Origin of the sequence: Thermoleptolyngbya sp. M55_K2018_002, assembly GCF_015295965.1 — a bacterium.
Lineage (GTDB): Bacteria > Cyanobacteriota > Cyanobacteriia > Elainellales > Elainellaceae > Thermoleptolyngbya > Thermoleptolyngbya sichuanensis.
Genome location: NZ_DVEA01000073.1, coordinates 1 through 11,339, shown reverse-complemented (window position 1 = coordinate 11,339; position 11,339 = coordinate 1). Strand labels below are relative to the sequence as shown.

Genomic DNA, 11,339 nt, shown 5'->3' with positions numbered 1-11,339 from the left:
TACAATCCAAAATCGCCGATCTTCGGGGGGGCTGCCGAAAGCCCCCGCAAAGCTCCCACAAAGCCCCCACAAGGCCCTAATTGGCGCTGACCACCGTCGGGCGACTGCCGACCGAATGCTTATCGATCACCTGATCAATCAAGCCGTAGTCCATCGCTTCCTTAGCAGACATGAAAAAGTCGCGCTCGGTATCGCGCTCAATGCGCTCTAGGGGCTGTCCTGTGTGCTTTGCCAGCCAGCGGTTGAGATTTTGTTTGTGGTAGAGGATTTCTTTTGCCTGAATCTCGATGTCCGTAGCCTGACCCTGGGCACCGCCGAGGGGTTGGTGAATCATAATCCGCGAGTGGGGCAGGCTCATCCGCTTGCCCTTAGCGCCAGCGCTCAGAAGAAATGCGCCCATGCTGGCGGCTAGCCCAACACAAATCGTGCAAACATCCGGGCGCACATGGTTCATCGTGTCAAAAATGCCCATGCCAGCGGTGACAGAGCCGCCCGGAGAGTTGATGTAGAGGTAGATGTCCTTTTCGGGATCTTCGGCTTCTAGAAACAGCATTTGCGCCACGATCAGGTTGGCAACGTCAGAATCGACAGGCTGGCCTAGAAAAATGATGCGCTCCCGCAGCAGACGCGAATAGATGTCAAAGGCGCGTTCGCCGCGACCCGATTGTTCAATAACGGTAGGAATCATGGAGCCTTTTCCCAAGTAGAACCTTTCTACTCATTTTAAGCCGTGTTTTGAAAGTCGTTGCTGAGGGTTTAAAGCTGGCCGCTCAGACCCGGAAAATCCTGCCCCTGCGATCTTGCTCTATCGGCGCGGAAAGTCTTCTGGGTCGGCGATCGGGTTCAGCGGGTTGGGTGATTCGGCAGGCGGCTCGTCTAGCAGGTGTCGCAAGAGCGATCGCAGCTTCATGCGACTGATGTAGGGCCAGCCACCTTCCGCCTCCATATCGCGCAGCAGGGCATAGAGCGAATGGCGATTTTTGGGCAGCGTTTCTTGAAACATCGTGTCGCGGATTTCTTGGTGCAGCTTTTCTAGCAGGCGCAATAGCCGCAACAGCGCAACGCCGTCGCCTTCAGACGCTTTGGCGATTTCCTGCACCTGTTGGGCGATCGCCTCTAGATGGCGCTGAAGTGTCTCCTGAGGCTGGAGCGCTTGCTCCAAACTTGCCAGATCTGGATGAGATGGGCGATCGCCTCCATTATCCTGCTCGTTCATGCCGCTCCACGCTCCACACAACTGAGAAACAACTGCTGAGAAACAACTGCAAAAGAATTTGCGAAAGAATCACGAAAGAACTCTGCAACACCTATGAAACACGTGTTCCATGCAATTTTCTATACATTTCTACACAATTCACGTCCCTTATCATCTAAGCCAAAGCCAGGATTTACTCTAAAGTCTCGCCTGAAGTCTTACGAAGTCGGTCTGTTCCAGAAACAAGCGCACAAGGTCTTGTAAAATTCAACATTAGAGTATCAGACACAATCTGTTAGATTTGTTCGACTAATCTTGTTCGATCAAACATTCGACCCAACAGACCTACGAATTCACCCACTAGAATTCATCCACCACCAAGCCATATCAAGATTGAGATATCGAGGTTGACCATGAGGTATCGCGCTCTAATTGTCGCGCTGATTGCGCTCTGTATGGGGTTTCTCACTGCCTGTAGCAGCGGCACCCCTACCGCTGCCAGCGGCCCGCTCACCTATGAGCAAATCCGAGGCACTGGTCTAGCTAACAAATGCCCTACCCTTGACACCATCAAGCGGGGTTCCATTCCGATTGACCCCAATGAGACCTACAAAATCGTCGATCTGTGCCTGGAACCGACCAACTACGCTGTGAAGACAGAGCCAGCAAACAAACGCCAAGAGGCAGAATTTGTGGCTGGCAGACCGCTGACACGCTATACCTCTAGCCTCGACCAGGTGCGAGGCACGCTGAAGGTCAACCCCGATCGTAGCCTTACCTTCATCGAAGAAGAAGGCTTTGATTTCCAGCCCATCACTGTGCTGCTGCCCGGTGGGGAGGAAGTCCCTTTCCTGTTCACCATCAAGGATCTGGTTGCTACAACTCAGCCTGGCTTGGACAGCATCTCTGCCTCCACGGACTTCGAGGGCGAGTTTAAGGTGCCCTCCTACCGCACGTCTAACTTCCTCGATCCCAAAGGTCGCGGTCTGACGGCGGGCTACGATAATGCAGTTGCGCTGCCTGCCCAGGCCGACAGCGATGAACTTCAGCGCGAAAATAAAAAGGCGTTTAAGACGGGTCGTGGCAATATCTCCTTCCAGATTGCCAAGATTAATGCCGCAACGGGCGAGATCGCTGGAACTTTCCTGAGTGAGCAGCCTTCAGATACTGACATGGGCGGCAAGGAACCTCTGGATGTTCGTATTCAGGGTCTGTTCTACGCTCGGATTGAACCTGCTGCGTAGTCCCTCAAGACTCTATGAGAGTGACTGGCTACAGATTTTGATCTTTTAGCCCTTCTAGATTTTGAAACGAAAAGACCTGCTGGCAAGGCGCTGGCGGGTCTTTTCATGTTTGGGCTCAGTTTTTGGGCTAAATTTTTGGGCTAAATGTATGAGGTTTCCATAAAGCTGAACTTTACTAAAACTTTAAAGAGTGCAGTTTGGAATCACGCTTTTATAAAGTCTGGAGCCAGAGAGAATCACAGTTTTCACACCATGTAATCCTCAAAGTTAGGAGCTAAAAGGTCTACTGGAAACTACCTGTCAGCTCTATCTAGGGCCAGTTAAACGCTGTTTCTAAAGGGCGATCGCCCTCCTTGTCTTAAAGGCAATGTCCAGTTCACTGCTCCGCCGAGGGGCGATCGCGCTTAACGCTTTCTCATGATATTGCTCCATAATATTGCAAGCTTTCATCTTAAAATGTAAACTGCTCATCAGTGAATTCCACAGACTCGCGTCTGATTCTCTCCTCCTAATTCATTCATCAAGCCGTCTCAAACTTTTAGAGGATCTATCCCGATCTTCATCTAATGAGGCGATTCAGGTTTTTCGACGCTTCTTTCAGGTTCCGTAAAAATGCAGTTGTAGGCGTTGCCCTAAACCAAATACCTTGAGTTCAGAAATTTTCTGGGGCCTCGTCAAGCGGCAGATTTATTACTATCAAACGACGTTACTGGAGCTTTAGTGATTAGAGTTTGTTGTCAGGAATTTAGGACGGCTGAAACCTCTGACTTCATGCGTTAGCTCACTGCTCTAAATTCGCTGCTCCAAATGCTTGCAAGTGGCAACCAGGCTCTAAGCAGCAGATAGGCTCCAGTTAACAAGCAAGAGTGTTTCTGCGCTCACTAGCCTGGTTCCACAACCTGCAAGCGGCTGTTTAAGCCTCTGCTAACTTGCCGAACTTAAGTAAGCCATTGAGTCAAGTAAGCCGGGTAACTTGAGTTTCAACTTCTCAGTTTGATACTCTTGTGCCTTTCGTAGGGATGCATCTAGGTTACGGTCTCTCGGCTAACCCCATCTACCTGAATCTCGTCATGTCTACACCCATTTCTACAGAACTTAAGACCGAAAGTTTACAACTCCTGCGAGATTATCAAACCTCTCCAACTGCCGAAATCCGCAATCAATTGGTGCAACTCAATTTTGGTTTGGTTCGCAAAGAAGCGCATCACTGGGTCAATCAATGCACCGAAAGCTATGATGACCTGCTCCAAGTAGGAAGCCTAGGACTAATCCGTGCTATTGAGCGGTTTGACATGAGCAAAGGCCATGCCTTTAGCTCCTTCGCCATTCCCTACATTCGTGGCGAAATTCAGCACTATCTGCGCGATAAGGGGTCTTCTGTTCGGATTCCTCGTCGCTGGCAGGCGCTTCAGCACCAAGCTGCAACCGTTACGCGCACCCTCCAGGCAGAGCTACATCGTCCTCCAACCGATGCTGAACTTGCCTCTGCTTTGGGAGTTTCGCTCGACGAGTGGCAAGAAATTAAACTCGCCTACCGCAATCGCCTGCCCCTCAGCCTCGACGCGCCCATGCGTGAAGAAGAGGAAGGCGCAACGCTGGGTGAAATGCTGCCCGATTCGCAATACCGAAGTTTCCAGCTTGCTCAGGAAGACCAGATCCGGCTTCAACAAGCCCTGTATCAGCTTGAAAAGCGAACCCGCGAGGTTCTGGAAGCCGTTTTCCTCTATGACCTGACGCAAAAGGAGACAGCCGAGCGCTTGGGCATTAGCGCGGTTACTGTATCCCGCCGCGTTAAGAAAGGACTGAAACTCTTGAAAGAGTCGATGCTGGGCGCGGAGCCAGCTAGTCCATCGCGAGAGATTGGACGCTCTGCTTAGGGTTCAGCGTTGCTCGCTGAATTGCTCGGCTTACCTTCGAGTTCGTGGCTTTGTCAGTCCCCGATGCTGCTTCTTAGAATTTTAGAATTAAGCAGTGTCGGGGTTTTTGCATTTTTGTTAGTGTCCTTAGTTTTTCGCCACCTCAATCTGGCAACTGCTGAAACCCCTACAGCATGGTTGTTCTTGATTGGTCATTGTGAGGGTGGCGAATAAATCGGGACCTAACGCATTTTTCGATCCCATCCTCAGCCAACTTCTTGCTTTCTGTAGAGCAGAAAGCGTGTAAACCGGTCCCTTAGGCACAGGCAGTAATCAACGCAAGTCTTGTAAATTGAGGTATCTCAGTCGGAAGCGCTGCCCGAATGACTGGCTTATGCAGGCGGGAGAGGCTGGTGCAGGTGCATAGCATGATACCCAGAGTCGATAGATTGCTGTGTACGTCGCATGTCCAGCTGTCTAAGCCAGCTTTCTACAGTTCGCATTTCTACAGTTCGTATTCTGTCAGCGATTAGGACTTGGGCTGAATTTTTAAAAAACGTTACGAACGAGCTACGTGCGGAGGTAACTGATGCTGACTCTGATCACACTGGTTTTGTTGTACAGGATGCATTCATATCGGGAAAATCTCGGTAATGTTGGGTCTAATGTTTCTGGATATGCTCCCAATTCGCTGATCTAGGGGCGTGACAGCATCTCTCATAAGTGTTACATTTTTTAATATTCAGATTGAGCAAAGGACTTCTGGGTGGTGAGTATCGGAGCGTATGAAGTGCTTCGTGTTGCCTGTTTCCCAGGCGTGTCTTCCAAAGGTTATTCACCTGATGAGTCTGTGATTAGGTTGCGGGTTCGATGCTGGGTCTGAGGTGCTTTTCTGAGAGGCGATCGCTCTGGTCGGGAGGCGGCATCTGTTGCCAAAGGGTAGCAGCCAAAGCTTAGCCATTGAGTGGTAGCTAAGGGTTCGCAATCAAATAGCAACTGAATAGCAATTGAATAGAGTCGTATCCAGCCCTCAGCGCTCTGGTCTTTGACGTTTTTGATTTCTCTCGGTTGGGTAGTTGCCCGGTAGCTGCCCTGTTTTGTGTTTTTCCAACTCCTCACGTGTCTTGTCATGAAAACGAGTCAAGCCTCCACCGATCTGGTTCGCACTTACCTTCGAGAAATTGGACGGGTTCCTCTGCTGACGCACGAGCAGGAAATTCTGTATGGAAAGCAGGTTCAGCGGCTGAGCCTGTTGCAGGACGTGAAGGCGGCGCTGTCCGAGCAGCTTGGGCGATCGCCCAGCCTGGAAGAATGGGCAGCCCAGGCCGGCCTGTCGGTCGATGAGCTAGAGCAGGTGGTGGCCGAGGGCGAAAATGCCAAGCGCCGCATGGTAGAGGCCAATCTGCGCTTGGTAGTGTCTGTAGCCAAGAAATATATCAAGCGCAATGTGGATCTGCTGGATCTGATCCAGGAGGGCACAATTGGAATGCAGCGAGGCGTAGAGAAGTTTGACCCAACCAAAGGCTATCGCTTTAGCACCTACGCCTACTGGTGGATTCGGCAGGCCATTACGCGGGCGATCGCCGAGAAGGGGCGCACTATTCGCCTCCCAATTCACATCACCGAAAAGCTAAACAAAATTAAGAAGGCGCAGCGGCAGCTTGCCCAGCAGCTTGGCCGAGCAGCCACCGTTTCGGAACTGGCGACGGAGCTAGATATGTCTGTGAAACAGGTGCGCGAATACCTGGAGCGGGCACGCCAGCCCCTATCGCTGGATTTGCGAGTAGGCGATAACCAGGACACGGAACTGGGTGAACTGCTGGAAGACACAGGGCCGTCTCCAGAGGACTATGCTGCCAATTCTTCGCTGCGAAACGAGCTTGAGCAACTGATGGCAGAGCTAACGCCGCAGCAGCGCGAAGTCTTGTCGCTGCGCTTTGGGCTGGAGGATGGGCGATCGCTCACGCTGGCCAAAATTGGCGATCGCCTGAACATCAGCCGCGAGCGGGTGCGCCAGATCGAGCGGGAAGCCTTGACCAAACTGCGGAAGCGCCGGGCCGATATTCGCGAATACCTGGCTAGCTAGCATAATGGCCAGCTAGCATAAACGAGCTTTGGGGTTCGGACTTTGAGGGGGAGTGGTGATTCATCGCTTCCCCTTTTATTTTTATGTTTCTTATGTTCCCTAGCCATTCTTGGCATCGCGCAATGCGCCCATTGTGGCAGCGGCGATCGCCTGGTCGGTGGCCTTGGGCAGGTGATAATACTTGCCACCGGCCTGTTTCGCTAGTTCTTTAGCAAAGCCCGTAGATACAAACTTATTCTCCGTGTCAATCACCAAAAGCTGAATATTTTGTGCCCGAATCTTGGTGGCAATGTCCAGCAGTTCCGCCTTAATGTCCGGCTTCTCTTCGCTAAGGATAGGTTCCCCCAGGGATTTGGCCAGCGGCACGTTGCCTCGTCCATCGGTAATGGCCACGATCACCACCTGGCCGATGTCACCGGAAGAGCGAGCATTTACCCCCACGCGCACCGCCTGCGTGAGTCCATGCGCTAGGGGAGAGCCGCCCCCACAGGGCATCCGCTCCAGTCGTCGCCGTGCCGAGGTGATGGAGCGAGTCGGGGGTAGCAGCACTTCTGCTTGGTCACCCCGAAAGGGAATCAGCGCCACTTGGTCACGGTTCTGGTAGGCCTCTGTCAGTAGCCGCAGAACTGCGCCCTTGGCAGAGTTCATCCGGTTCAGCGCCATTGATCCAGAGGCATCGACCACAAACACAATCAGCGCCCCCGCCTTGCGGGCCAGCCGCTTGGCGCGAATGTCCGACTCTTCCACAAACACCCGCTTGCGAGGCGGCTGAGTTGCCGCTGCTCCCTGCTCGTAGCGCGATCGCCGGGCCTTTTGATAGGGCGCAGCCGAGCGCAACGTCGCGTCCACGGCAATCCGCCGCACCTTGCCCCTGGGCAGCATCGGCTTGATGTAGCGTCCCCGATCTTCCGAAAAGATCAGACTGCGCGACCCAGACTTGCCGCGTCGATTGGCCATCTGAGCAAAGTACAGCACCGACGGGTCGAGCAGCACGCCCTCTGGGTCAAAGATAAACTCCTCCGGGAGTTCCGGCGGATCTTGGGACTGGTCTTCTTCGTTCTCGTCTTCGTCGTCTTGCTCGTCTTCGTCCTGATCCTGGTCAGACGGCTGCTGATCCTGGGGCGGCGGGGGCGGCGGGGGCGGTTCATCTTCGGGCGGCGGCTGGAGATCCAGCGCCCGGGGCACAATCACCAGCTTCACAGCCACGCGCAGATCGTCGGCGCTGACCTCGGTACGCCCTTCCAGCGCTGCGTTTGCCTTGGCCACCCGCACAGCAAACAGTTCCGCCCGATGCCCCTGCACGCCGCCGCGCAGCGCTTCCTGAACCAGATACTCAATCTGGGTGCGGGAAATGGTGACATCCTGGAGCCACTCGCGGGCGAGGATGATCTGGGTTTTGAGATTGTCCAGTTCTTCGCGATAGAGCTTGAGAAAATCTTCCGGCGACTGGGCATAGTCTGTAGCCCGCTCTACGGCTGCCACACGCTGGTCTAGCCCCAGGATTTCGTCCGCCGAAAGGGCGATCGCAATTCGGTCGAGCAAATGATTTCGCAGGTCGCCCTCTTCGGGGTTATAGGTGGCAATCAGCAGCGGCTTGCAGGGATGCTGAAAGCTAATGCCTTCGCGCTCAATCTGGTTGCGTCCCTCCGTCAGTGTCGTCAGCAGCAGATTCGCAATCTGGTCATCCAGCAGATTGATTTCGTCCACATACAGCACGCCTCGGTGCGCCTCTGCCAGCAGCCCGGGCTGGAACACGGTTTCCCCCGCCTTGATGGACTGAGCCACATCCACCGAGCCAAGCAGCCGATCTTCCGTCACGCCCAGCGGAATTTGGATAAAGGGAGCCGGGATAACGTGCGTGGGCAAAGAAGAATCCGCATCGGGGTCTGCATCGAAATCCGCTGCTGCTTTGACCTCTGCGTATTTTTTCAGCGTGTCATCATCCCAGGCTTCAGGCAAGAGCGGATCGGCATTGCAGCAGGAGCCTTCGATGACTTCGATGGGGGGCAACAGCGCATGAATAGCGCGGGCCATGACGGATTTGGCCGTGCCGCGACGACCCGCAATCACCACGCCACCTAGCCCTGGGTCAACGGCGCAGAGCAGCAGGGCCAGCTTAATCGCCTCCTGTCCGACAACGGCGGTAAGGGGAAAACTGAGGGGTTGATCGGTCAACGTGGCGGCAGGCATGGCGAAAATCCAGGCGGGTTCGGGCTTCCAGCATATTCAGCATATCAGGAAGCGGGGCAGGGGGTTGGGGCTAGAGGGCAGAAAAGCGATCGCTCGCCTCCAGCAGCGCCGTCCGAATTCCTGGTTCGTTCATCGAGTGGCCTGCATCTGGCACGAGAATTAGCTCTGCCTCGGGCCAGGCGCGGTGAAGCTCCCAGGCAGACACCGCCGGACACACCACGTCGTAGCGCCCCTGCACAATTACGCCGGGAATGTGGCGAATGCGATCGACGTTTCGCAAGAGCTGGTCGTCTGGTTCAAAAAAGCCCTTGTTCACAAAATAATGGCACTCAATCCGGGCAAAGGCATCGGCAAACTCTGCCTCTGCAAAGCGCTCCTTCAGGTTGGCATCGGGCAGGAGCTTGCTGGTGCTGGCTTCCCAGACCGACCAAGCACGCGCCGCCTCCAGCCGAATTGCCGGGTCATCGCTGGTCAGCCGTTTGTAGTAGGCGCTGATTAAATCGTGCCGCTCCTCCGGCGGAATTGGCTTCAGGTAGTCTTCCCAGGCATCGGGATAGATGTAGCTGCATCCCTCCTGGTAGAACCACAGCAATTCCTTGCGCCGTAGCATGAAAATGCCCCGCAAAATTAGCCCCTTGCAGCGGTCGGGATGGGTTTGGCTGTAGGCGAGAGAGAGCGTGCTGCCCCAACTGCCGCCAAAGACCACCCAGCGATCGATGCCTAGGTGCGTCCGAATTGTCTCAATGTCATTCACCAAGTCCCAGGTGGTGTTTTCGCGCAGTTCGGCGTGGGGCGTGCTGCGACCACAGCCCCGCTGGTCAAATAGAACCACGCGCCACTTTTCCGGGTCAAAAAACTGGCGGTAGCTGGGCGTAATGCCGCCGCCGGGGCCGCCGTGCAAAAAGACGACGGGTTTGCCTTGGGGGTTGCCCGCTTCTTCGTAGTAAATGGTGTGCAGGTCGGAAACCTGGAGGGTGCCGGAGGCGTAGGGTTCGATGGGGGGGTAGAGATCCCGCATGGGAGGAGAGAAGAAAGAAGAGAGAAGAAGGAAGAGAGAAGAACGAAGAGGGAAGAACGAAGAGGGGGGGGGGGGGGGGGGGGTGCTGGTCTGTATCTTTATTCGGGAGTGTGGGGGGCGATGACGGTGGTGACTTGGGAAGTGCGATCGCACACGATCCAGCCTAGGTCTGGGGTTACATCGGCAGGGTTTTCGGTGACGCGAAAGAAGACTTTGCCGTCGGTGCGGGACTCGATGGCAAAATCGGCGCGATCGGCGTAGAGGACTTTGTAGCCCCGATCTTGCAGGCAATACTTGGCCCAGGCTTTGAGGGAGTGCTTTTGCGGCTCGTAGGGAATCGGAGGCTGGCGAAACACCTCCTGCATTGCGGCGATGAGTTGCATAGGGGCGTAGCAGCAGGATCTCAGTAAAGACAACAGATCCACCATACAAGCTTTTTCCTGTCCGGATGGTGACCGCTTGCAATGACGGCTTATATGCGGTGTGAAATTATTGAAACTACTGAATTGAAGCGACTGAAATTACTCTGAAATTGCTATCGAAGCCACAACGAAACTACAACTCGTGGGGAATTTTGAGTGGCAAGGTTTCGGGTACGGTGTCGGGGACGTGAACCGCGTGGGTTGCGGGCTGTGGAGGCTGATGCAGCAGGATGAGTTGGGCCAGGGTTTTTTTCAACTCAGTGCGCGGCACGATGGTATCTACAAAGCCGTGGTTGAGCAAATATTCCGAGGTTTGAAAGTCGTCGGGGAGCTTTTCGCGGAGGGTCTGCTCGACGACGCGCCGCCCTGCAAAGCCGATAGTGGCCTGGGGTTCCGCCAGGATCAGGTCGCCCAGCATAGCAAAGCTAGCCGTTACGCCGCCCGTTGTGGGATGGGTTAGCACGGGGATGTAGAGCAGATGGGCTTCTCGGTGTCGCTCTAGGGCCCCGGAGATTTTCGCCATTTGCATGAGGCTGAGCATTCCCTCCTGCATTCGTGCGCCGCCAGAGGCACAGACGATAATCACTGGGAGGCGATCGCGCGTGCCTCGTTCAATCATGCGGGTCAGCTTTTCGCCCACGACAGACCCCATGCTGCCGCCCATAAAGCGAAAGTCCATCACGCCCAGCGCCACGGGCAAATCGTTCAGCCGTCCAACGCCTGTGGCAACAGCATCCCTGAGGCGCGTTTTTTCCTGCGTGTCGCGGATGCGATCGCTGTAGGATTTGCGATCGCGAAAACCCAGCGGATCGGTGGGCGATAGGTGTTCATCCAGCGGGGTCCAGGTGCCTGGATCGATCAGTTGCTGAATGCGCTCGTCGCTAAAGATGCGGTTGTGATGCTTGCACTCTGGACAGACCATGAGGTTTGCCCGCAGGTCTTTGGTATAGGTCAATACGCCGCAGTTGGGGCACTTGCTCCAGAGTCCGTCGGCGATTTCTCGCTCCTGCTGATTCTGGCTGATGGCACCAGCTTTGCGTCGATTTGCAAACCAGTCAAACAGAGACATGAAAAAAACAGGGGATAAAGGGTGGTGTTAAACTTCGCTGAGGCGGCGCTCTATGGAAAAGGCTCTATGGCAAAAGAGAATGGAAAGAGTGGATTGGGGAAGATTCTGTGAAAACGGGAGACTTTACGTAGGAGACTTTACTAAAGGGATAAGTGGGGAGGCGTTTCTAGTGTGCTAGGAGAGGGCGATCGCCCCTCTGCGCTACTCCGGTTTTACGTCCTCTGCGTCATCAATGGGACTTAGCAGCAGCAGCGCCGTC

9 protein-coding genes are annotated in these 11,339 nt (G+C 54.6%); 3 read left to right on the top strand and 6 right to left on the bottom strand.

All coding sequences use genetic code 11. The annotated features are described in order from the left end of the window. Nucleotides 1-76 precede the first annotated feature (76 nt). Both clpP and IGS51_RS03600 read right to left on the bottom strand, forming a co-directional pair. Nucleotides 77-688 (bottom strand): ATP-dependent Clp endopeptidase proteolytic subunit ClpP, encoded by a 612-nt coding sequence (gene clpP / locus IGS51_RS03605; RefSeq protein ID WP_172354183.1) that lies wholly within the window; start codon nt 686-688, stop codon nt 77-79. A gap of 117 nt (nt 689-805) precedes the next feature. Continuing rightward, nucleotides 806-1,216 carry a hypothetical protein gene (locus tag IGS51_RS03600; RefSeq protein ID WP_297076006.1) on the bottom strand — a complete coding sequence of 137 codons (411 nt, stop codon included), beginning with the start codon at nt 1,214-1,216 and terminating at the stop codon, nt 806-808. A gap of 392 nt (nt 1,217-1,608) precedes the next feature. Between IGS51_RS03600 and IGS51_RS03595 the strand changes: the two genes are divergently transcribed. The 3 genes from IGS51_RS03595 to IGS51_RS03585 all read left to right on the top strand — a co-directional run bounded on the left by IGS51_RS03595 (nt 1,609) and on the right by IGS51_RS03585 (nt 6,381). Next, on the top strand, nt 1,609-2,439 hold the full coding sequence (locus tag IGS51_RS03595) for a photosystem II manganese-stabilizing polypeptide (protein ID WP_297076003.1): 831 nt from the start codon (nt 1,609-1,611) through the stop codon (nt 2,437-2,439). Between the two features lie 1,070 nt (nt 2,440-3,509). Beyond that, complete coding sequence (locus IGS51_RS03590) at nt 3,510-4,316, top strand: RNA polymerase sigma factor SigF (protein ID WP_297076000.1); 807 nt, start codon at nt 3,510-3,512, stop codon at nt 4,314-4,316. Nucleotides 4,317-5,424: 1,108 nt separating this feature from the next. Next, nucleotides 5,425-6,381: an RNA polymerase sigma factor, RpoD/SigA family gene (locus IGS51_RS03585; protein ID WP_297075997.1), complete on the top strand. Its 957-nt coding sequence runs from the start codon at nt 5,425-5,427 to the stop codon at nt 6,379-6,381. Between the two features lie 99 nt (nt 6,382-6,480). On the opposite strand, the gene bchD is transcribed toward IGS51_RS03585, so the two are convergent. From bchD to accD, 4 genes are all read right to left on the bottom strand, one after another. Beyond that, nucleotides 6,481-8,571, bottom strand: coding sequence for a magnesium chelatase ATPase subunit D (gene bchD, locus IGS51_RS03580; protein ID WP_297075994.1), 2,091 nt, complete (start codon nt 8,569-8,571; stop codon nt 6,481-6,483). A 70-nt stretch (nt 8,572-8,641) separates the two neighbouring features. Beyond that, the gene (gene pip, locus IGS51_RS03575; RefSeq protein WP_297075991.1) at nt 8,642-9,589 is read right to left on the bottom strand and encodes a prolyl aminopeptidase; all 948 of its coding nucleotides are present in this window, start codon (nt 9,587-9,589) and stop codon (nt 8,642-8,644) included. Between the two features lie 98 nt (nt 9,590-9,687). Beyond that, entirely contained in the window at nt 9,688-9,972 is a 285-nt protein-coding gene (locus IGS51_RS03570; protein ID WP_172354190.1) for a hypothetical protein, read from the bottom strand. A 172-nt stretch (nt 9,973-10,144) separates the two neighbouring features. Continuing rightward, complete coding sequence (gene accD / locus IGS51_RS03565; RefSeq protein WP_297075985.1) at nt 10,145-11,080, bottom strand: acetyl-CoA carboxylase, carboxyltransferase subunit beta; 936 nt, start codon at nt 11,078-11,080, stop codon at nt 10,145-10,147. Nucleotides 11,081-11,339: the final 259 nt, after the last annotated feature.